Source organism: Frateuria terrea, from assembly GCF_900115705.1.
GTDB classification, from domain to species: Bacteria; Pseudomonadota; Gammaproteobacteria; order Xanthomonadales; family Rhodanobacteraceae; genus Frateuria_A; species Frateuria_A terrea.
Window position 1 is genome coordinate 91,610 of sequence record NZ_FOXL01000003.1, and the last position, 22,711, is coordinate 114,320.

12 protein-coding genes are annotated in these 22,711 nt (G+C 69.4%); 7 read left to right on the top strand and 5 right to left on the bottom strand.

Annotated elements, in window-relative coordinates; translation table 11 throughout:
* Positions 1-66: 66 nt before the first annotated feature.
* Together BMZ38_RS04285 and BMZ38_RS04290 are read right to left on the bottom strand one after the other, a co-directional pair.
* On the bottom strand, positions 67-1,467 hold the full coding sequence (locus BMZ38_RS04285; protein ID WP_091335609.1) for a C40 family peptidase: 1,401 nt from the start codon (positions 1,465-1,467) through the stop codon (positions 67-69).
* A gap of 19 nt (positions 1,468-1,486) precedes the next feature.
* Positions 1,487-2,638: a DUF819 family protein gene (locus BMZ38_RS04290; protein WP_091335610.1), complete on the bottom strand. Its 1,152-nt coding sequence runs from the start codon at positions 2,636-2,638 to the stop codon at positions 1,487-1,489.
* A 294-nt stretch (positions 2,639-2,932) separates the two neighbouring features.
* On the opposite strand from BMZ38_RS04290, the gene BMZ38_RS04295 reads away from it, so the two are divergent.
* The 7 genes from BMZ38_RS04295 to BMZ38_RS04325 all read left to right on the top strand — a co-directional run bounded on the left by BMZ38_RS04295 (position 2,933) and on the right by BMZ38_RS04325 (position 13,668).
* Positions 2,933-4,444: a transglutaminase-like domain-containing protein gene (locus BMZ38_RS04295; RefSeq protein ID WP_091334615.1), complete on the top strand. Its 1,512-nt coding sequence runs from the start codon at positions 2,933-2,935 to the stop codon at positions 4,442-4,444.
* 63 nt (positions 4,445-4,507) lie between these two features.
* Complete coding sequence (locus BMZ38_RS04300) at positions 4,508-7,543, top strand: TonB-dependent receptor (RefSeq protein ID WP_091334620.1); 3,036 nt, start codon at positions 4,508-4,510, stop codon at positions 7,541-7,543.
* 65 nt (positions 7,544-7,608) lie between these two features.
* Positions 7,609-8,895, top strand: coding sequence for a diaminopimelate decarboxylase (gene lysA, locus BMZ38_RS04305; protein ID WP_091334622.1), 1,287 nt, complete (start codon positions 7,609-7,611; stop codon positions 8,893-8,895).
* 14 nt (positions 8,896-8,909) lie between these two features.
* Positions 8,910-10,124: a dipeptidase gene (locus tag BMZ38_RS04310; protein ID WP_091334625.1), complete on the top strand. Its 1,215-nt coding sequence runs from the start codon at positions 8,910-8,912 to the stop codon at positions 10,122-10,124.
* On the top strand, positions 10,111-11,718 hold the full coding sequence (locus tag BMZ38_RS04315; RefSeq protein ID WP_091334627.1) for a serine hydrolase domain-containing protein: 1,608 nt from the start codon (positions 10,111-10,113) through the stop codon (positions 11,716-11,718). The genes BMZ38_RS04310 and BMZ38_RS04315 overlap by 14 nt, the downstream gene beginning before the upstream one ends.
* A 62-nt stretch (positions 11,719-11,780) precedes the next feature.
* Positions 11,781-12,458 (top strand): M15 family metallopeptidase, encoded by a 678-nt coding sequence (locus BMZ38_RS04320; RefSeq protein ID WP_091334629.1) that lies wholly within the window; start codon positions 11,781-11,783, stop codon positions 12,456-12,458.
* A gap of 163 nt (positions 12,459-12,621) precedes the next feature.
* Positions 12,622-13,668, top strand: a complete 1,047-nt coding sequence (locus tag BMZ38_RS04325; protein WP_091334634.1) for a serine hydrolase domain-containing protein — start codon at positions 12,622-12,624, stop codon at positions 13,666-13,668.
* Positions 13,669-13,831: 163 nt separating this feature from the next.
* Here the strand turns inward: BMZ38_RS04325 and recD are convergent, their stop codons facing one another.
* From recD to recC, 3 genes are read right to left on the bottom strand one after another with little or no spacing between them, the layout of a single operon-like run.
* Entirely contained in the window at positions 13,832-15,664 is a 1,833-nt protein-coding gene (gene recD / locus BMZ38_RS04330; RefSeq protein WP_091334637.1) for an exodeoxyribonuclease V subunit alpha, read from the bottom strand.
* Positions 15,661-19,209, bottom strand: coding sequence for a UvrD-helicase domain-containing protein (locus BMZ38_RS04335; RefSeq protein ID WP_091334640.1), 3,549 nt, complete (start codon positions 19,207-19,209; stop codon positions 15,661-15,663). The genes recD and BMZ38_RS04335 overlap by 4 nt, the downstream gene beginning before the upstream one ends.
* Positions 19,206-22,676, bottom strand: coding sequence for an exodeoxyribonuclease V subunit gamma (recC, locus tag BMZ38_RS04340; RefSeq protein WP_091334644.1), 3,471 nt, complete (start codon positions 22,674-22,676; stop codon positions 19,206-19,208). The genes BMZ38_RS04335 and recC overlap by 4 nt, the downstream gene beginning before the upstream one ends.
* Positions 22,677-22,711 lie beyond the last annotated feature (35 nt).

Below are 22,711 nucleotides of genomic sequence, written 5' to 3' on the forward strand. Positions count from 1 at the left end.
GTAGGGCGGGCTTGCGCCCACCAGCCCTTTCTTGGCGTGTGGCGGGCGTCCTGCCCGACGGCCCGCTCAGGGCCGCATGCGCACGTTGCTCGTCATGTGGTCGATGAACGTGGAGTCCCTGCCGTAGAGCATCGGCAGCAGCGGCGTCACCGAGACCGCGTTGAGCTTGACGTGCCGGGTCGAGCCGTCGGGCATGCGGTAGCTCATGCCGAGCACGTCGTGGATCACCCACGGCTGGCCCTTCCACTGGCCCAGCGAGAGCATCACGTGGCCGGGGATGTAGACCAGGTCGCCGAGCTGGAGCGCGTGCGCCGCCTGCAGGCGTTCGTCGTGCGAGCTCGACTGGGTGAACGTGTGCTTGGCGAAGGCCGGGCTCACGCCCTGGCTGGAGGTGTTGCGCGGCATCTGCACGCCCATCGAGCGATAGACGTCCGAAACGAAGCCGGAGCAGTCCCGCCCGTCGTAGGCATGGCCCCAACCATAGCGCTCGCCCAGGAACTTGAACGCCTGGGTGATCAGGTTGCGCGGGGTCAGCGGCAGGTAGTCGGCGGCGGTGTCGGCGTTCTTCTGGATCAGCGCGGGGCTGAAGTCGAGCGAGCCGTCGGCCTTGCGCACCGGCAGCTCCACCACGTGCGCGGCATAGGGCGTCTGACCGTTGACCGCCTGGTCCGGCGGCAGGTCGGTGAGCACCGGCACGCGCGTGCCCATGTCCAGCTCCACCTGGGAGACCGCCGGCGCCTCGCGCGTATAGACGGTATAGACCTTCGCACCGGTCACGATGCGATACGGCGTCCTGTCGGCATAGCCGAACACGGCGGTCTTGCTGCCCTCGGCGATGTTGGCCGCCTCGGTCCAGGCGGCGTAGCGCGGGCTCACCACGAACAGCCAACGGCCGTCGCGGCTGGCGTGCGCGATCACCACCGGCGTACCCGGAAATTCGGCCGTCTCCTGGAAACGATCGATGTCGGTGTCGCCCGGATGGCTGAACACGCGCAACGTGGTGGGGAACGTCCGCAGTGCCGCGCGGCGCACCACCATGCCGTACCGCGTCGCCTGGCTCGCCGGGATCGTATCGAGCGCCCGCGCCGCGACGATGGCGTCGAGCGTGGCCTGCGGTACCGGTTTGCCGTCGACGTCGTAGAGCGGCTTGGCAGGCGGCTGGGCCAGATCCTGGATCCAGCCGCGCACCTGCGCCGCACTCAAGGTGGCCGGCAGCTTGCGCAGCTCGTGCATGGACTTGTCCTGCGCGAACAGCGCCTCGTTCTGCGCCTCGATCTGCCGGCGGCTCATGATCTCCCGGTCCGGCTGCGGCTGCAGGCCGATCCAGAAGGCGGGCGTCAGCTGCGCCTCGCCCACGCCCAGCACGCCCGAAGGCGGTACCGGCAGCGCCGGGACCTGGTCGCGCGCGTGCAATGGCGAAGCCGCCAGCAACAGCGCCAGCAGCACGGAAGTGAGGGAAGTTCGCATGATCGTGGTCCTCATGGCCTTACGTTCCGGCCAGCATCGACATGACCGACGCCACCACCAGGCCGAAGCCGGTGCCCAGTATGTAGCCCAGCAGCGCGAGCAGGATGCCGACCGGCACCAGCGCGCGCGAATAGCTTGCCGCCAGCACCGGCGTGGCGGCTACGCCGCCGATGTGCGCCAGCGAGGAGATCCCGCACAGGTAAAGGTCGAAGTGGAACAGCCTGGCAAAGCCGGCCAGGATCACGGCGTGGATGGAAATGATGGTGACGCCGCAGAGCAGGTACAACGGCGCGGCGCCGATGCCGTGGAAGTTGCTCTGCGAAGCGAGCACGGCCACCACGCTGATCAGCATCGCGCTGGAAATCGTGCTGGCGCCGGGAAACCGCGCCAGTGGCGTGTGCGCCGCGACCAGGCCCGCGCCGGTGGCGAGCAGGATGGTCCAGGTGGTGCCGCTGATCATGGTCGAGGTCGGCAGATAGCCGGCCAGCCACGCGCTCAGCGCCGCCACGCCCAGCGCGAGTCCCAGCCACAGCAGGACTGATTCGTAGTTGGTGGGCCCGGTCGCCTTCGTCTCTGCCACCTGCAGGTCGCCGCTGGATGTGGCGCGCGTCCAGCGGTTGAAGGCCGGCGCCACGCGGGCCAGCGCGAACAGCACCGCCACCCACGTCGAATAGCAGAGCGCGTCGGTGAGCAGGCTCATCGCCAGGTGCTGGTCGGACATGCCGATCGCCTGCTTGACCGCAATCATGTTTGCCGTGCCGCCCACCCAGCTGCCCGAGAGCGCCGCCAGCGGATGCCAGGCATCGCCCGGCAGCCAGCGGTGATAGATCAGGAAGGTGCTGATGAAGGCGATGAACAGCGCCACCGAGGTGCAGGCGAACACGCCCAGCACGCGCGGCCCGAGCGCGAAGATTGCGCGCAAGTCGCAGTTGATCATCAGCAGGAACAGCAGCGCGGGCACCATGTGCGAGACCAGCATCGCCTGCGCGGTGTGGATCTCCTCGTTGACCTGCCACAGGCCCGACACCGCCAGCGCGGTCACCAGCAGGTAGGTGAAGACGATCGGCGGCAGCACGTTGAACACGCGCCAGCCGAAGCGCCGCTCCATGGCCGGGAACACGCCGGCGGCAAGCAGCATCACGGCCAGGTACGGCCATACCGTGTGGATCACTTCGTCCCCCTCGATGGGCGCCCGGCCGGGCAACCTCTACTCATTTGCTTCATCCCCTGCGGCGCCCCGATCCACCGCGGCCCTTCCGTGAAGGCGGGAGCCCATTGTGATCCTGCCGCCAAGGCTGCGGATGGGATCGCCCGTACGAAGGAAAAACACGCCGGGTATACGGAGTTCGCTCGTCGTCGGGAATAGGTCATTCCTCATAGATTGACATGAAGCATAAATTATTGACCACCTTTTGCAAGCGTGCTACACAAGACCTTGATGCCAACTGGCGGGGGCGTTCGCGGGATGACGAAGGTGCCAGGCAAGCAACGCAAACACGAAACGAGCCACCGGCGCGCGCTGGCAGGCGCCGTGCTCGCCGGCCTGCTGTGCTGCGCGGTGCCGGCGCTGGCCAGCCTGCCGCCGTCCGCGCCGCCGGCGATCGTGGCGCAGATCGACCACGGGCATTTCGACGCCGCCCGCGCCGCCATCGCGCAGGCGCTGGCGCAGCCCGGCCTCACGCCCGAAGCGCGCCAGGCGCTCGAGTTCCAGCGGGAGCGCATGCGCCGCATCCTGCTCGACTTCTCGCTCACGGCCGAGGACGCGAAGGCACGCATCCGCAAGCAGATCCCCGACCTCACCGAGGCCGAGTTCGCGCGCTGGGACGATGCCGGGCTGATCGAGCACATGGTGATCGACGGCCGCACGCTGTATTTCAACCGTGGCCCGTCCAACCTGTTCCTGCTCAGCGCCGAGGCGCGTGATCGCCGCGGCGCGCCGCCGACCTCGCCCCCCAACGGCCCGAACGAAACGCTCAACGACCACCACCGCGCCGCCCTCCGAGAGGCACTCCAAAGCGGCAAGACCGGCGTGCTGCCGATGCGTGTGCGGGTGACGCAGACGCTCACGGTCGACCCCGATGCCGTGCCCGCCGGCGAAACGCTCAAGGCATGGATCCCCTACCCGCGCGCCATCCCTGGCCAGCAGGACGACATCCGGCTGGTCGCGAGCCAGCCGGCCGGCGCGCGCGTCGCGCCGGTCGACACGCTGCAGCGCACCGCCTACATGGAAGCGCCGGCCAGGGCCGGCCAGCCGACCGTATTCAAGCTCACCTATGAGGTGACGCTGCGCGCGCAATACCATCGGATCGATCCTGCCAAGGTCGTCCCGGCCACCATCACGCCCGAGTTGAGGCCCTTCGTCGAGCAGCGCCCGCCGCACATCGTGTTCACCGACGACATGCGTGCGTTCTCGCGCAAGGTCGTGGGCGACGAGAAGAATCCCTACCGCATCGCGCAGAAGCTGTTCGCCGCCGTCGACAGGATCCCCTGGGCCGGCGCGCGCGAGTACTCGACCATCAGCAACATCGGCGACTACACGCTGCACGCTGGCCATGGCGACTGCGGCGAGCAGACCCTGCTGTTGCTCACGCTGCTGCGCATGAACGGCATCCCGGCGCGCTGGCAGTCCGGCTGGATGTTCTCCGACGGCAGCTACGACAACATCCACGACTGGGGCCAGGTCTACTTCGCGCCCTACGGCTGGGTGCCCGTCGATGTCACCTTTGGCCAGCTCGAGCCCAAGCCGGGCGACGACCCGCGCCTGCGCTGGTTCTACCTGGGCGGTCTGGACGCCTACCGCATCGCCTTCAACGACGACTACAGCCGCCCGTTCGTGCCGGCCAAGCAGTTCCCGCGCTCGGAGACGGTGGACTCGCAGCGAGGCGAAGTCGAGTGGCGCGGCGGCAACCTCTATTTCGACAAGTGGGATTACCACTTCGACTGGCAGTTCCTGCACGGACGCGACAACAAGAAGTAACCAACAACACAAGCAATCAACGATTCAACTGACATCGACCCGGCGTCGAGGGGAGTAGGGGAAATGAGCAGCAAGGTTTGGAACATGCGCAGGACCGTGCTCGGCACGGCACTCGGGCTGGCGCTGGCCGCCTTCGGCGCGCCGCCGGCGCACGCCGCCAACAACGACGGCGCCGTCGCCGGCCACACCCAGGCCGGCGCCACGGTCACGGTGACCAATCCGGACACGGGCCTGACCCGCAGCGTGGTCGCCGACAGCGACGGCAGCTATCGCCTGCCGTTCCTGCCGGTCGGCCAGTACACCATCAGCGCGAGCAGCGGCGGCCAGCAGGTCGGCCCGACGCGCAACGTCACGGTGGCGCTGGGCACCACCACCACGGTGGACCTGGGCGCGGTGAACGCGACCAGCCTGGCCACCATCAACGTCACGAGCTCGGTGCTGCCGGTGATCGACGTCAGCTCCACCGAGTCGGCCACGATCGTCTCGCGTGCCGACCTGGTGCGCCTGCCGGTCGACCAGAACGTGACCTCGGTGGCGCTGCTTGCGCCGGGCGTGGTCAAGGGCAACGCCGGCTTCGGCGGCATTTCGTTCGGCGGCTCGTCGATCGCCGAGAACGCCTTTTACGTCAACGGCCTCAACGTTACCGACTTCTACAACCGCAACGGCTTCTCCGAGGCACCGTTCGCCTTCTACGACCAGTTCCAGGTCAAGACCGGCGGCTACTCGGTGGAATTCGGCCGCACCACCGGCGGCGTGGTCAACGCGGTGGCACGCTCTGGCACCAACGAGTTCAAGGGTGGCGCCGAGATCACGATGGAGCCGGGCAACTGGCATTCGCACGGCCATGACTATTACTTCGACGGCGAGCGCTACTACACCTCCAGCCGCGACCAGGATTCACTGATCAAGACCAACGTCTGGGCATCCGGCCCGATCGTGAAGGACAAGCTGTTCTTCTTCGCCATGTACGAGGCGCGCGGCGCCAGCCCGCGCAACACCGACAACGTCGGCACCACGATGACCGACCACAGCGCCAACCAGGGCTTCTGGGGCGGCACCATCGACTGGAACATCACCGACAACAACACGCTGTCGCTGATGGCGTTCTCGGACAAGAACAAGGACACCGGCGACGTCTACAGCTACAACTTCGACACCAACACGCGCATTGCCAAGACCAACGAGGTCTACACCGACACGGGCGGCCGCAACTGGGCGCTGACCTGGACCAGCTACCTGACCAACGACCTGTCTATGAAGCTGATGTACGGGCGCAACCAGCGCCAGGCGAACATCAGCTCGCAGTTGGACACCGAGTGCAACCGCGTGGCGGTGGAGGCCGGCGTGCCGCTGCCCGGCGACCTCCCGCTGGGCTGCACCAGCAGCTCGCAGGTCGCTTCACGCGAGGACACCCGCAAGCAGTACCGCGCCGACTTCGAATGGACGCTGGGCGATCACCTGCTGCGCTTCGGCTATGACCACGAGGTCGACACGTCCGACTATGCGCGCCGCTATCCGGGCCCCGGCGGCTACTACTACAACGTGTACAACGCTCCCGACAACGGCCAGGTCACCAACTCCAATGGCGGCGGACGCGTACCGGTAGGCGACGTGGCCTACGTGCGCGTGCGCCGCTACGAGATCGCCGGCACCTTCGCGACCAAGAATGCCGCCTGGTATCTGGAGGACAACTGGCATCTCACCCCGAACCTGGTGCTCAACGCCGGCCTGCGCAACGACAGCTTCGACAACCAGGATGCCGCGGGCCGCAGCTACATCAAGATCGACCAGCAGATGGCGCCGCGCCTGGGCTTCTCCTGGGACATGAAGGGGGACGGCACGACCAAGCTGTTTGGCAACCTGGGCCGCTACTACCTGCCGGTGGCCAACGTGATCAACATCAAGCAGGCCGGCGGCCTGCTCGACGAGCGCTCGGCGCACCGCTTCCTCGGCTGGCAGACGCAGGAGATCAACGGCTTCCAGTACGCCATGCCGATCGTCGGCGATCCGCTGCCGGGCAGCCACACCGACACCTCGCAGGGTGACGGCACGGTGGGCGACCTGCGCGCCGAGGTCGACCACAACATGGATCCGGTCTACCAGGACGAGGCGATCCTCGGCTTCCAGCAGATGATCGACGCCAGCTGGTCGTGGGGCGTCAGCGGCACCTACCGCCGCCTGCACAACGCCATCGATGACATGGAGATCAGCGCCACCGCACAATGCGGCGAGAACGGCTACATCGGCTGGGTGATGGCCAATCCGGGCAAGAAGGTCACCGTGTGGGGCGACACCAACTGCGACGGCACCGCGGACGGCTACGTCACCGTGGACACGTCCAAGGAAGGCTGGGCCATGTACCGGCAGGATGGCGTGGATGCCAATGGCGACCCGATCATGACCTACATTGGCCAGCGCGGCTGGGTGAAGCCCAAGCGCACCTACTCCGCGCTCGAGTTCCAGCTCGACCGCGCATGGGACGAGAAGTGGGCGTTCAACGCCTCCTACGTACTGGCCTGGAACCGCGGCAACGCCGAGGGCCCGGTCAATTCCGACACCGACTTCGACGACACCGGCCGCACCGAGAACTTCGACGATCCGTGGGTGAACTTCGGCGGCAACGGCTACCTGCCCAACGATCGCCGCCACCAGCTCAAGCTGCGCGGCACCTACGCGATCACGCCGCACTGGCAGCTCGGCGCCAACGCCGACGTCCACTCCGGCGGCCCCATCACCGGCTTCGGCGTGGGCAACCCGTTCGACGCGAGCAACTACCACAGCTACTACATCTGCGTGGAGAACTGTGATTCGGACTTCTCCGCCGAGCGCGTCTACACGCACTCGGCGCGTGGCGCCCAGGGCCGCCTGCCGTGGACCTACACCTTCGACGCCAGCCTGAGCTACATCCTGCCGTTCGAGGGCGGCGGCAACCTGCGCGTGAAGCTGGCGGTCTACAACCTGCTCAACCAGCAGCGCAAGGTGCAGGTGGACCAGGACCTGCAGAGCGCGATCTCCAACCAGACCGACTCGACCTTTGGATTGCCGATCGGCTTCCAGTCGCCGCGCTTCACCCAGCTGACGGTGAGCGTGGACTTCTAAGCCCCCCGCCTGACGGCCCGCGGCATTCCGCGGGCCGTCCTTTTTTCAGGCTGTTGACGACCCTGATGAGCGCCTCCTCCGCCAACGACTCACCACGCGTAACCGCAGCCCAACCCGCATTCGACGGCGTGGATCTGCACGCGCTGGCCGGGCGCCTGGGCACACCACTTTACGCCTACTCCGCCACCGCGATTCGCCAACGCATCGCCGGGCTCCAGACCGCCCTGGCCGGACTCGACGCCACCATCTGCTACGCGGTGAAGGCGAACAGCAACCTGGCGATCCTCGGCCTGATGGCGGACGCAGGGCTCGGCGCCGACATCGTTTCGGCTGGCGAACTCAAGCGCGCGCTGGCGGCGGGCATTCCCGCCGCACGCATCGTCTTTTCGGGCGTCGGCAAGACCGACGACGAGATCGATGCGGCGCTCGAGGCCGGCATCGCCCGCTTCAACGTCGAGTCGCTGGACGAGCTGCACGCGATCGAGCGCGTGGCAGGGACGCGTTCCGCCACGGCGAACGCCGCCGTGCGCATCAACCCCGACGTCGATGCGCTCACCCACGCCAAGATCTCCACCGGCCGCGCCGAGAACAAGTTCGGCGTCAGCATTGCCGAGGCGCGCCGCTGGTTCGCCGAACGCGCGCAGCTGAGACATGTCCGGCTCGATGGCCTGCACGTGCACATCGGCTCGCAGATCCTCGACCTCGATCCGTTTCGGCTGGCGCTGCACCGCGTCGCCGCGTTCTGGCGCGAGCTGGTGCAGGCCGGCCACCCGCTCGCCAGCATCGACGTCGGCGGCGGGCTGGGCGTGCGCTACCGCGCCGGGCAGGACCAGCCGATCGACGCCGGCGACTACGCCGCCGTGGTCCGCGAGGCGCTGGCCGGTTTCGACGGCCGCCTGCTGCTGGAACCGGGCCGCTACCTGGTGGCCGAGGCCGGCGTGCTGCTCACGCGCGTGCTGCGCATCAAGGAAGGCACCGAACGACGCTTCCTGGTGCTCGACGCGGCGATGAACGACCTGCTGCGGCCCAGCCTCTACGACGCCTGGCACGACATCGTGCCGGTCTCGCCCGAACCGCGTCCGCCCGCCACCTACGACGTCGTCGGCCCGGTCTGCGAGACCGGCGACACCTTCGCCCGCGGTCGCGAGCTGCCCGAATGCGCGCCCGGCGACCTGCTCGCCATCCAGGGCGCCGGCGCCTATGGGGCCTCGATGGCCTCCACCTACAACTCGCGCCCGCTCGTCGCCGAGGTCCTGCTCGACGAGGGCCGCTACGCGGTCATCCGGCGCCGGCAAACGTACGAAGAGATGGTCGCCGGCGAACAACCGGCGCAGGATTGGCAGGCCCCCTGACCGCAGGAACACGCATGAACCGACTTCGCCACCTCGCCCTCCTCGCCCTGCTCGGCAGCACGTTCCCGGCGTTCGCGCAGATGGCGCCGCCCGATCCGCCGATCACCATCGACACTCACGTCGATATCCCGTTCACCTACATGCGCGAGGCGCGCTTCGACGCCGGCAAGGACACGCCGCTGCTGGTGGATCTGGGCAAGATGGAGCGCGGCGGACTGAATGCCGCGTTCTTCGTGATCTGGGTACCGCAGCACAAGCTCGATGCGGCCGGCTACGCCAAGGCGGTGAACCAGGCCGAAGAGAAGTACGAGGCGATCGGCCGCATGCTGATGATGTACCCGGACCGCATCCGCCTGGCCACCTCGCCGGAACAGGCCATGGCCAACCGCAAGGCCGGACTGCTCTCGGCGATGATCGGCATCGAGAACGCCTATTCGCTCGGCCACGACCTCAACCGGCTGGACGCCGCCTACGACCGCGGCGCGCGCTACGTCGGGCTGGTCCACGTGGGCAACAACGACCTGTGCACCAGCTCGCTGCCGGACAAGGACAACGGCGAGCCGGCGATGAACAGCAAGGGCGACCACGGCATGACCGATTTCGGCCGCCAGGTGGTCGCGCGCGCCAATGCGCTGGGCATCATGGTCGACATCTCGCACGCCTCCGACGCCTGCGTGCACGACGCGCTGGCGGTGTCGAAGGCGCCGCTGATCGCCTCGCACTCCGGGGCCCGCGCCGTGCTCGACCATCCGCGCAACCTGCCCGACGACCTGCTGCGCGCGATCGCCGCCAAGGGCGGCGTGATCCAGGCGGTGGCCTACAAGGAGTTCCTCAAGAGCGACCCGGGCCGCGAGGCGGCCGAGAAGAAGCTGCAGGCCGAGGTCGCGCACGCGGCGGGCGACAAGGAATACGACAGCGACAAGCACGACTACCTGCCCGCGATGGCCGCGGGCATGGCGAAGATCCAGGAAAAGTTCCCGCTGCCCACGGTCGACGATTACGTCAAGCAGATCCGCCACATCGCCGAGGTCGCCGGCATCGACCACGTCGGCATCGCCTCGGACTTCGACGGCGGTGGCGGCATCACCGGCTGGAAGGACGCCAGCGAGACCCGGAACGTCACCGCCGCCCTGCGTCGCGCCGGCTTCAGCGACGCCGACATCGCCAAGATCTGGGGCGGCAACCTGCTGCGCGTGTGGCGCGAGGTGGAGCGCGATGCACACCATTGAGCGGAGGACGCCCGCTCTCCCGTACCGGCGCCCGTCTGGGAGCAGGAAGCGCTTCTGCACCGTCGCATTGGGGTTTCCGTTCCTGCTCGCCACGCTCGGCGTGGCGGCGCAACCCGCCAATCCGACCTACGATCCGATCGTCGATGCGGTCGTCGCCCGCTACCAGCTCCCAGGCATCGCGGTGGGCGTGATCGAGAACGGCCAGGTCGTCTACGCCGCCACCCGCGGCGAGACGGTCGCCGAATCGGGCCAGCCGGTCACGCCCGAGACGCTGTTCAAGATCGCCTCCAACAGCAAGGCCATGACCACCGCCCTGCTCGGCCATCTGGTCGATGCCGGCCGGCTCTCCTGGGACGACCCGGTCACCAAGTACCTGCCCGACCTCCGCATGTCCGACCCGTGGGTCACGAAGAACATGCGCGTGGCCGATCTGCTCACCCACTCCAGCGGCCTGCCCGAGGGCGGCGGCGACCTGATGCTGTGGCCCGAACCCAACGCCTTCACCCGGGCGGACATCATCCACGGGCTGCGCTACATCAAGCCCGGCTACAGCTTCCGCTCGCAGTACCAGTACGACAACCTGCTCTACGTGGTCGCGGGGGAAGTGGCGGCGGCCGCGGGCGGCGCACCGTACGAGACGCTGATGCACCGAGAGGTGTTCGAGCCGCTGGGCCTGTCGCGCTGCCAGGTCGGCACATGGGGTCGCGACGCCGTCGGCAACGTGGCCCAGCCGCACTACCGCAAGGACGGTCGCAACCTGGTCATGCGCGAGGACGGCCCGACCATCCCCGCGATCACCTCCGACCCCGCCGGCGGGATCCGCTGCGACCTCACCGACATGCTGAGCTGGGCGAAGAACTGGCTCGTGCCCACGCCAACGCAGCTCCAGTGGCTCTCCTCCACCCAGCGCCAGGTGCTGCAGTCGCCGCACATGCTGATCCCGGTCTCCAACCAGCGACGCACCTGGGACCACTCCCACGTCATGGCCTACGGCTACGGCTGGCGCATGGCCGACGTGGACGGGCAATGGGTGGTCTGGCACACCGGCACGCTGGGCGGCATGTACTCGATGCTGGCGCTGCTGCCGGATCGCAAGAGCGGCTTCGTGTTCATGATCAACGGCGAGGCCGAGGACGCACGCACGGTGCTTGGCGAGGTGCTGACCAAGCACTTCACCGCGCCGGGCGACGGCCGCGGCGTGACGTGGTATGCCGATGCGCTCGACCACGAAGCAGCACAGCGCCCGGCGGCCGCCCGGCCGCCGGATACGTCCGCGGCAACGACGGTGAAGCCCGGCGCCTTCGCCTGGAGCGGCCGCTACCGCGATCCGTGGTTCGGACAGATCACCTTGTGCCCGCGTGGCGATACCGTGCAATGGGCATCGCTCAAGTCGCCGCACATGCACGGCACGGTCCGGCAGCTGGGCAAGCGCTACCTGGTCCACTGGGACGACCCGGCCGTCGACCTCGACGCCTGGCTCGACCCGCACGCCGGCTCGCCGCCCACGCTCACCATGGCCAAGCTCGATCCGCTGGGCGATTTCAGCTCGGACTACGAGGACCTGCACTTCGAACGCATCGGAGGTTGCCCGTGACCGCACGCTCGATAACGCCGCGGAGGCCCGCGCCGGCGCTTCTGGCCGCCCTGTGTCTTTTGATGGCGGCCACGACAGCCCGGGCGGAAGAGGCGACCACGCTGTCGCCCGCCAAAACCGCCGCCGAAGCCGACCTGGTCGACATCCGCACGCTCGTCCCCGACATCGCCGAGGACATCAAGTATGCCGGCCACGACAATTTCGTCGGCGCGCCGGTGGACGGCTATCTCGCGCCGAAGTGCCTGCTCAAGCGCCCTGTCGCCGAAGCTCTGGCACGCGTCGAGCGCGACCTGCGCGCGCAACACCAGCGGCTGAAGCTGTGGGACTGCTACCGCCCGGCGCGCGCGGTGACGCATTTCGTGCGCTGGGCGCACGACCTGTCCGACCAACGCACCAAGGCCGGGCACTATCCGCGCCTGGCCAAGAGCGTGCTGCTGGGCGACTACATCGCGCCGGTCTCGGGGCACAGCCGTGGCGGCACGGCCGACCTGACGATGGAGCAGTGCGACGAGCACGGCAGCCACTGCAAGAAGCTGGACATGGGCACGCACTTCGACTTCTTCGACGTGCGCGCGCACACCGACGCGCCGGACGTCACGCCCGCGCAGCACGCCAACCGGCTGCGCCTGCGGGTGGCGATGGAGCGCGAGGGCTTCAGGAACTACCCGCTGGAATGGTGGCACTACACCTGGGCCACGGAGCCCACGCCGCACACCATCTACGACGTGCCGGTGAAGTAGCACCTGCCGCATGGCACACGGCTGAACCCCTCTCCCTCTCGGAGAGGTTGCCGACAGGCGGGTGAGGGTTCGGGCAGAGCGAGCATCCCGCGCTGGCCGAACCCTCACCCCAACCCCTCTGCCAACGGGAGAGGGGCTCCAAGCCAAAGCACGGAGATACACCATGCGTCTCGCCTTGCTGCTCGCCTCGCTCATCGCCGCCGGCGCCGTCCACGCCACCGACGCCCTGCAGAACGCCAACCATCTGATGCAGAAGTACCAGGGCGACGTCCCCGGCGCCGCCCTGCTCGTGATCAAGAACGGCAAGCCGCTGCTCAGCAAGGGCTTCGGCCTGGCCAACCTGGAGCAGCACGCGAAGGTCACGCCGGACACCGACTTTCGCCTGGCTTCGGTCAGCAAGCAGTTCACCGCCGCGGCGATCCTGCTGCTGGCGCAGGACGGCAAGCTCACGCTCGACGATTCGATCCGCCACTGGCTGCCGTCGCTGCCGGCCACCACCGACAAGGTCACCCTGCGCGAACTGCTCAGCCATACCGGCGGGCTGATCGACTACGAAGACCTGATCCCGCCCGACCAGACGGCCCAGCTCAACGACCAGGACGTGCTGCGCATGCTCTCGGCCACGCCCCGCAGCTACTTCGCGCCGGGCACCGCCTACCGCTACAGCAACTCCGGCTACGTGCTGCTCGGGCTGGTGGTGGAAAAGGCGTCCGGCAGCACGCTGCAGGATTTCCTCCAGCGGCGCATCTTCGCGCCGCTGCACATGGACCACACACTGCTCTACGTGCACGATGCCAGGAGGGTGCCGAACCGCGCCTACGGCTACAGCAGGACCGGCGGCCGCTGGCTGCGCACCGACCAGGACCTCACCTCGGCCACCCGCGGCGACGGCGGCATCTACTCCAACATCGACGACCTCGCAAAATGGGACGCGGCGCTCTACGACGACCGCCTGCTCAGCGACGCCTCGCGCAAGGCCGCCTTCAGCCCGCACGTGAAGGTGACGGGCGAACCCTACCAGGCGAGCTACGGCTACGGCTGGCGTGTCACCGGCGACACCCTTTGGCACTCGGGCGAGAGCATCGGCTTCCGCAACGTGATCGTGCGCTGGCCGAAGCAGCACCTGACCGTGATCCTGCTCAGCAACCGCAACGATCCGGAGCCGTACCGGACCGTGCTGAAGATCGCGCAACCGTTCCTGCAGAAATAGCGGGCGGGAAAGAGAGCGGCCTCACGCGTGGCCGTTGGCAGGGAGCGCACCCGTGCGCGACGCCATCCCTGGGGTCGCACACAGCCGCGCTCCTGCGGGCATAGGGCGCTCGAGAGAAGACTTACCCGGGGCGGTGCCGGGAGGTCTTCGCAAGCGGAGGGTTCTACAACAGCGAGAGCTGCTGCGGTTCTTCGACGGGCCGCGCACCGGCGAGCCGATCGGCCAGCCCGCCGGCACGGCGCACCGGACGCGCCAGCGCCGCATCCAGTGCGGCCTCGGACGACCACAGCAAAGCCGTCTTCCGCGCACGCGAAAGGCCGGTGTAGAGCAGCTGGCGCGACAGGATGCGGCTGTCCGGATCCGGCGGCAGCAGCACGGCGACCTCGTCGTACTCGGAGCCCTGGCTCTTGTGGATGGTGATCGCGAAGGCGCCCTCGTGCGCGGGCAACGTGCCCGGCGCGAAGCTGCGCGCGGTCGGCCGGCCGTCGGCGGTGGTGGTCTCGAACCATACCCGCAGCGTGCCGCCCGCGTCGGCCAGGCACAGGCCGACGTCGCCGTTGTACAGGCGCGTGGCGTAGTCGTTGCGCGTGATCAGCACGGCACGGCCCGCATACCAGGCGCGATCTTCCGGTACGCCCCAGGCCTGTTTCAGGCGTTGCTCGATCCACTGGTTGAGCGCAAGGGCGCCGAAGCCGTCCTCGCGCAGCGCGCACAACAACTGGCGCCGGGCCAGCGCGTGCAGTGCCCGCAGCGCGAGCGTGCCGCGTTCGGACCCGGCCTCTTCCAGGTCGGCATGCCGCGCGGGAAGGCCGGGGCGGATCGGCAGCTGCGCCAACGCCTCGGTCCAGTGGACCAGCTCCCGCCGCAGCCGCGCCGTGTCTTCGACCGGGATCCAGCGTGCATGCTCGCCCGCGTGCGCCACAGCGTCGCGGAGGACGGTCGCATCGCCCGCCCGCACGGCGCGGTTGACGGGCACCAGCTGCTGGCCGGCGCGGAAGCTGTGCTCCAGCCGCACGATGTCGGATGCCCGTTCGGCTTCCATCACCGCCACCACGTCCATCAGCACGGAGCCGGCCGCTACCGAGGTGAGTTGGTCCGCGTCGCCGACCAGCACCAGGGTCGCGTCCGGACGCACCGCTTCGAGCAGCGCGCGCAACAGCGCCAGGTCGATCATCGAAGCTTCGTCGACCACCACGATGTCGGCGGGCAACGGATGCTCCGCATCGCGCGCGAAGCGGTTGCGGCGTGGATCGTAGGCCAGCATGCGGTGCAGGGTGAGCGCATCGCTGTCGGGAATACGCTCCAGCAGCGGTTGCCAGGTTTCCGGCAACGACGCCTGCAGCGCCTGCTTGCCCTGCCGCAGCGACTGCACCAGCCGCTGCGCCGCCTTGCCGGTAGGGGCGCCGGCCTGGATGGTCGGTGCCTTGCCGGGTTCGAGATGCTGCAGCATCAGCAACATGCGCAGCACGGTGGTGGTCTTGCCGGTGCCCGGGCCGCCGGTAAGCACGAACAGGCGCCTTCCGCCGACCTGCGTCACGGCCTGGCGCTGGCGCGCGACCGCTTCGCTGCGGACGCCGCCGAACAATTCATCAAGCGTCGTTTCGTGCACATCAGCCTGGCTGGCCGCCGCGCGACGCGCGCGCAGCTGCTGCGCCACCGCCGCCTCGTCGGCATGGTTGCGCCACAGGTAGAAACGGCCATGCGCGTCGAGCACGAACGGCGCCGGCGTACTGCCATCACTGACCATGGGATCGGCGCGCGCCGTGTCGAGCTCGTCGAACGACAGGACAGGCGCGCCGTGGCGTCCGGCCTGCGGACCGGCGAGCGGCAACGCCGTGTCGCCTTCGCCGTCGGCGAAGCTGGCCCACGCTGCCAGCCGCGCCACCAGCGGCGAGCCGCCATGTGCGAGCGTCCAGCGCAGCAGCGCGCGGTCGAGCGGACGCCACGGCGTGTCGGCCAATTCCGCGGGCGCGCGCTGGAAACGGTAGGTGCTCATGCGACCACCTCCAGCTCGCGCCCGGCCAGCACGTTGTCGACGGCCTCGATCAGCGCATCGTCGAAGCGGTGCCGCCACACGCCGGCGTCTGCCCCCAGGCCCACCGCGCGCACGAACAGGTAGATGGCCTCGCCCAGGTGCTGTTCGCGCGAGTAACGGGGCAGGCGCTGGCGCAGCATGCGGTCGAGCGCCACGGTGTAGAGCAGCGCCTGGAAGCGGTAGTGGTGCGCGTCCATGGCGACGGCGAGCGCGCTGGGGAGGTAGTCCTCGACGTGCTCGCCCAGGTAGTTGCTCTTGTAGTCGAGCACCCGGTAGCGGCCGTCGTGCTCGAAGATCAGATCGATCTTGCCGGTCATGCGCCCGCGCAGGTGGCCGCTACTCGCGAACGGCACCAGCGCCGGTTCGCCCAGCGCCGTGCAGGCTTCGCGCAGGGCGGCCATCGAGGTGTCGTCCAGCGTGTAGTGGAATTCCATCTCGGCCAGCTGCCGCTCGGCCGGCAGCGTGCCCAGACGCAGGCCCGGCAGCAGCGGCGTGTCGAGGTTGGCCTGCAGCCGGCGGGCGAGTCGCGCGACGAAGGCCTCGCGACCGGCCTCCTCCAGCCGCACGCCGAACTCGCGCAGGCAGCGGTCGATCAGGTCCTTCTGCACATCCATAGGCTGGCCGATGGTGCGCAGCTCGAACATCGCGTGCATCGCATTGCCGACGTCCGCACCGCGCACACCGGCCATCGCGAGCAGCTCCGGATGCGGCGCCGAGTGCAAGGCCGATACGGCCAAGGCATCACCGACTGGCACGGGCGCGCTCTCGTCGCTTGCGGCCTGGTCCTCCAGCGCGCCGGCGTGCACGCCGCGGGTGAGGTTGGAGAAACTGTAGACCTGGGCCATCGGTCGCGCCGGCGGCAGCGGATGCGCCTGGCGTGTCGGCGCATCGTCCTGCACCTGCGGCAGTGATGAGGCATGCCAGGGCCAACCTTCGGCCGACCAGGCCAGCCGAGGGGCGATCGTGGCGAGGTCATCGCCCGCCTCCAACCGTTGCAGCAGGCGCTCGATCGAGGCATCCAGCGGCGCACGCTCGGGATCCTTCTGCGGTTCCTTCGCATTGGCCTTGGCCAGCCGGTCGGGCGGCATCGCGTAGACGTGGCAGGCGTGGACCGCGCGGGTCAGCGCCACGTACAGCACGCGGTAGCGCTCGTCCTGGCCTTCAGCGTCGTACTGCGCCTTGGCCGCCTTGCCGAAGCCGACCACGCGCCGGCCGCACAGCGGCTCGTGGATGGCCACATCGGTGTCCCTGTCGTTGCGGCAGTGGTTCCACATCAGCGGCAGGAACACCACCGGGAACTCCAGGCCCTTGCTGGCGTGCAGGGTCAGCAGGCGCACGCGGTGCGCGTCGGTTTCGATGCGCAGCTGGCGTTCCTCCGCCGCATCGCCGCCGGCGTCCTCGCCGTCGCGTTGGCGGGCCAGCCAGTCGAGCAGCTGCGCAGGGCCCGGCGTGGCCTCGGCCTGCGCCTGCAGGAGCTCTCCCAGGTGGCGCAGGTCGGTGAGCGCGCGCTCGCCGTCTTCGCCGGCCAGCAGCCGCGGCGCGGCATGCTCGATCAGCGCGCGCACGACGGCGAGCACGCCTTCACGCTGCCAGCGCGCGCGCCAGGCGGCGAACTGCTGCTCGTACGCCAGCCACGCATCGGGCTGCTCGCGCAGCGCCTTGAGTGCGGAGTAAGTCAGGCCGTACAACCGGGTGGCGAGCGCGGCGCGCACCGCGCCCTCGTCACTGGCGTGTTCGACCGCATGCAGCAGCACGTGCAGCTCGCGCGCCGCCGGCAGGTCGAACACGCTGCTGCGACCGGCGCCGACGCAGGGCACGCGGTAGCGCTGCAGCAGTGCGCGCAGCGCGGTAATGTCGGCGTTGCCCGGCAGCAGTACGGCGATGTCGCCGGGCGCCAACGGCGCCTCGCCGATGCGGTGGCGACCGTCGCCCAGCATGGACGCGATCTGCGCGGCGCACGCTTCCAGCGCGGCGCGGCGGCGGGCCGGCGCGCTTTCGGGTACGTCGACGTTGAAGTGCAGTTGCAGCGGTTGCGCTAACGGCACGCCATCAATGCTCAGCGGCGCGTGGTCGCGGCGGCCAGCGGCGTGCACCTCTTCATAGCGGATCGGCGTATCGGGCGCGCGGCCCAATGTCTTGCCGACCAGCGCGTAGAACTGGTTGGTCGCCTCGACCAGGCCGCTGGCGGAGCGCTGGTTCACGCCCAGCCGCAGCACCTCGTCGGCGGCATCCGCGGCGGCCAGGTACGCCTGGATGTCGCCACCGCGGAAGCGATAGATCGCCTGCTTGGGGTCGCCGATCATCACCAGCCGGCCGCGCGCAGCACCGTCGCGGTCGCGGTAGATGGCGTCGAGGATGGCGTACTGCTGCGCGTCGGTGTCCTGGAACTCGTCCACCAGCGCGATCGGCCACTGCGCGAACAGGCGTTCGGCGAGCCGCCGGTCCAATCGCCCCAGCGCACCGCCCACGCGCGCGATGAGTTCATCGAAGGTGAGCTGGCCGCGCGCAGCCAGGCGCTCGGCGCGCCAGGCGTCGACCTGGGCCAGCCAGCCCTGCCACGCATGCACATGATCGGCGTACTGGGCGTAGCCGAGCATGCGGCAAGCCTTGGCGGCGAGGATCAGCGCAGGATCGTCCACCAGCGCGCTTGCTTGTGCAGGATCAAGAAACTTCTCGGGCTTGGCGAGGTAATCCAGGTGGGTCTGGGAAGGCAGCTTGTCGCGGTCGCGCATCCAGCTTGCTAGCGCCCGCAAAGCATTTTTCAAGCTGGTGACGTCATCGCCCTTCTTTGGTGTCTTCGCCCAGATGCCCGGCCGGTCCGCGAAGGCTTCCAACTCGGCGGCCTTGGATACCGTTGTCAGCTGAGCCAGCTCGTCCTCGCTCGGTACCCACAACTCGACACCCGGGCGTAGGTAAGCCCTGAGCAGCTTGCGCAATTCCGTCAAAGAAGCCGGCGCGACCGGTGGCGGCGCTGCCGCGCCCTGCTGCAGCTGGCGCCACAGGTCCTCGGCCCACTCGTCGAGCAGGGCCTCGGCCGAAACCAGTTCGCCGGCCTGCAGGCTGGCGCCGCTCTCGAACGGATAGTCGCCGAGGATGCGCTTGCACAGGCCGTGCAGCGTGGTGACCGGCGCACGATCGAGGTCGGCCAGCGCGAGCCGCAGGCGCAAGCGGTCACGCCCGGCCTGCGCGGCATCGGTGCGCCAGCGCGCGTGCAGCCAGGCAAGGTCGGCCGGTGCGTCGGCCCGCGATTCGGACGGCCGGGCGAGCGCCTGGTCCTCGGCCCAGGCCAGCCGGGCGCGCAGCCGCTCGCGCAGTTCCTGCGCGGCGGCGTCGGTGAAGGTGGTCACCACGATCTGTGCGGGCGAAAGGGCATGCTCCAGCAGCAGGCGCAGGTACAGCACCGAGATCGTCCAGGTCTTGCCGGTGCCGGCGCTGGCCTCGATCAGCGTGCGGCCAGGGCTGGCCAGGTCCAGCGCGGTCCAGTCGCGGGCGACGGTGGGGCTCATGCGGCCACCGCCACGTGAAGGTTGATCAGGTGCCGCAGCCGTTCGGCGAACGCCTGCAGTTCGACGAACGCAGGCTGGCCCGGCGAGAAGTCCGCGTCGCCGGCGAGCAGCCAGGCGTAACCCGGCGCGTAGTCGCGCTCGCCGGGATGGCCGAAGCTGCCGGCCCAGGTCTGCTGTGCCCTGTCCGGACGCTCGTCCAGCGCGGCCCAACTGGTCCTGGGGAAGTACGGTAGCGGATGGCATTGGGCCTGGCGCCACAGATCGAGCAACGCGCGGACGCGCGCCGCCAGATCCTCGCGCATCGCTTGCGCTGTCTGGAGGCCCGCCGTGCGATAGGCATCATCCCAGTCGTTGAACATCGACTCCCAGGCGTGCTCGTCGCCGTCGGCGAGCAAGCACGCACGTACAGGCGTGGCCGGCTCGGTGACCAGGCGCAGCAGCGCCCACTCGATGAAGAACGGTACCCGCTCGCGGAAGCCGAGCTTGTCCTCGGCCTTGCCGGGATAGACGTCGAATTGCCAACGGGCCTCACCGGTGCTCCAGACGCGATCGAGCGTCCCTTCGACCAGCAGGCCGACCACCGGCTCCAGCAACGTCACCGGCGTGCGATGCGGCAGCGCACCGGCGAACAGCGGATGGTCGGCGGCGCGCGCGAGCAGGACCTGCACCTTGGCGCGCTCCTTCATCCATGCCTCGACCCCCAGACGCCCCGGCGGCAGCAATCCGCTCAGTCGCAGCCACGCTGGCGCTTGCTCATGCAGTTCGAACCGGTTGCCGAGTGCCTCGAAGAAGAGCTGCTGGGACACCCGCTCCAGCGCCGGGATGTCGTCACTGAGACGCTCTCGTCCCTGCAGGCGATCATCTTCCAGCGCGTCCAGGCGCACGTGCAACTGGCCCGCCAGCACCTGGCGCGAGGGATCACGGAACCAGGCCCGCACCTCGCGCAGCGGGATCGGCGCGGCTTCGGCGGCCGCCTCCTGCACAGGCGCGCCATCGAGGAAAGGACGCGGCGCCTCGGCGCCCGCGCGCATCGCGGCGAAGCCGGCGTCGTAGCAGCACAGCCGCGGGTCGCTGCCGTCGAAGTAACGTGCGTCGAACGGCTGCAGCGGGTGGCGCACCCGCCACGGGCGGCGGAACTTGCGTGTCGTACCCGGTGGCAGCGGCTGTTCGTCGATGTCCGCGTCGACCGCGCGCAAGTGCGCCTGCTCGTCGAGAAACTGCATCAGTTCGGCCAGCGGCGCGGCCGGATTGCGCGGCTTGCCGTCGCGCACGCCCTCGGCGAGATAGGACAGGTGCAGCACTTCGCGCGCGGCCATCACCGTTTCCAGGAACAGGTAGCGGTCGTCGTTGCGCACGTCGCGGTCGCCCAGGCGGCGGTGGCGCGCCATCAGGTCGAGCCCGGCGTCGCTGGCATTGCGTGGGAACTCGCCGTCGTTGAGCCCGAGCACGGCGACCACTTCGAACGGGATCGCACGCTGCGGAACCATGCCGCAAAAGGTGACGCCACCGAGCAGGAAGCGCTGACGCTCCGGCGCGGCGGCCAGGCGCTCGCGCAGCACGTCGCGCACCACCACGAAATCGAGCAGCGGATCGAGCCCGCAATCGGCGGTTTCCGCTGCGGTGGCCTGGATGAAGCGACGCAGCAGCGCCAGCGCCTCGACCGCCTGACCGTCGCGCGCGTCGATGCGGAACAGCGCGTCGAGCAGTTGTTCCAGTCGCGTGGCCCAGGCCGACGCGGTGCGCGGTTGCGCCGCGTCGCGCTGCAGCGCGGCCAGTTCCAGCAGCAGGCGGTCGAGGGCGCCGAGCACCTGCGCCTGCGGGCCGTGCACGCCTTCGACCGGCCACAGCTCGCCGTCCGGCAGCGACCAGGCTTCGCCCTGCCCTGCGGCATCGTCGCCCATGGCATAGCCGGCGAGCAGCCGGTCCATGCCCCAGGCGAAGGTGGTTTCCTCGATCGGCGGCACGCCGAAGCGCGCGCGGTGTTCGCCGTCCAGCGCCCAGGCCACGCGGCTCTGGCGCAGCCAACGGGTGAGCGTTTCGCGGTCGCCCTCGCAGAGCGCCAGCGCGCGGGCGATCTCGGGGACCTCGAGCAGGTCGAGCAGCTCGGGCGCGCCCAGCCGGGCGTCCGAAATGCCGAGCAGGCGGCTGAACGCTTCGAGCATCGGATGCGTACGTGCCACCGCCACGTCGGCCAGGTGGTAAGGCAGCGGGCCGTGTGCGCGGCCGGGCTCGCCAAACACCACCGGCAGCAGCGGCACGTAGGCCTGGATGTCCGGCGCCATCACGACGATGTCGGAGGGCTTCAGTTCCGGGCGCTCGCTGAGCTCCTGCAGCAATACGTCGCGCAGCACTTCCAGTTCGCGCAGGCGCGTGTGGCACAGGTGTATGCGCAGGGAGCGGTCGACCATGGCCGTGGCGTAACCGCCGGCGAGCGGCGCGGTGCGCGCCGGGTCGAGCTGGCGCAGGCTTTCCTGCAGGCGTTGCAGCAGACCGCCGCCTTCGATCGGGCGCTCGTCCTGCCAGTGGCGCACGTCCATGCGGATGGCGTCGTCGACCTCCTGCAGGTTGAGCATGAAGTGCTGGCCCATGCGGCCCCAGTCGGCCAGCAGCGGGTGGCCCAGCTGCTGGAAGAACCGCTCGGAGTCCTCGGTGAAGTCGGTACGCCGGGCCAGCTCGCGCAACTGGGCGCGCTCGCCGCGCAGGCCGGCCCAGTATTCACGGCAGGGATCGGGTACGTAGAGCACGACGGGGCGCACCTGGGCTACCGCGCGCAGCAGATCAAGCTCTGCCGGCGCCAGGTGGCTCACGCCGAAGATGTGCAGCGGCTCGAAGGTGGCCTGTTTTTCCGGATGCCTGGCGAGCTCGCGTACCAGCGCATGCACCCGTTCCCCACGGTGCGGCGTGCCGATAGCCACATGCAGCTGGCGCCACAGCGGCGCCATGAAGGTCGGCTCGGGGATGTCGTCCCGACCCCGCTCCCACGCCTGCAGCCAGTCGGGCCGGTAGGTCAGGTACTGGGTGTACAACCGGGCCAGGCGGTCGGCGAGCTGGTAGCGCCGGCGCGCGGCATCGCCGCTGTCCAGGTAGGCGCGCACCTGCGGGTCGTCGATGCCCGGCAGCAGTTCGTGGATGCGCCAGCGCAGCCGGTCGCGGCGGAACGGCGCCAGCGCCACCGCGGCGCTGTCCAGCACGGCGAGCGCCAGTTCATCCAGCCAGGTGCTGGGCAGGGTGATGCGCAGGTTGGCGACGATGCCGCCGCTGCCACGCTTGCCCGCCAGCGCGCCGGCCAGCCAGTGGCGCATGCCCGGGTGTGCGGCGATCACCGTCTGCGGTGCCAGCACGTTGGCCGGCGGTGCCGCGTCGAGCAGCGCCACCAGCGGATCCAGCAGCGCCTCCAGCCGGCTGGCGCGGATCACGGAAAGCCCGCGGGTCAGGTCGTCGGGGGAGAAGGCTGCCATGTCGCTCATGATAGCGGCGCCCCATCGCAGATCCCGCGACGCGC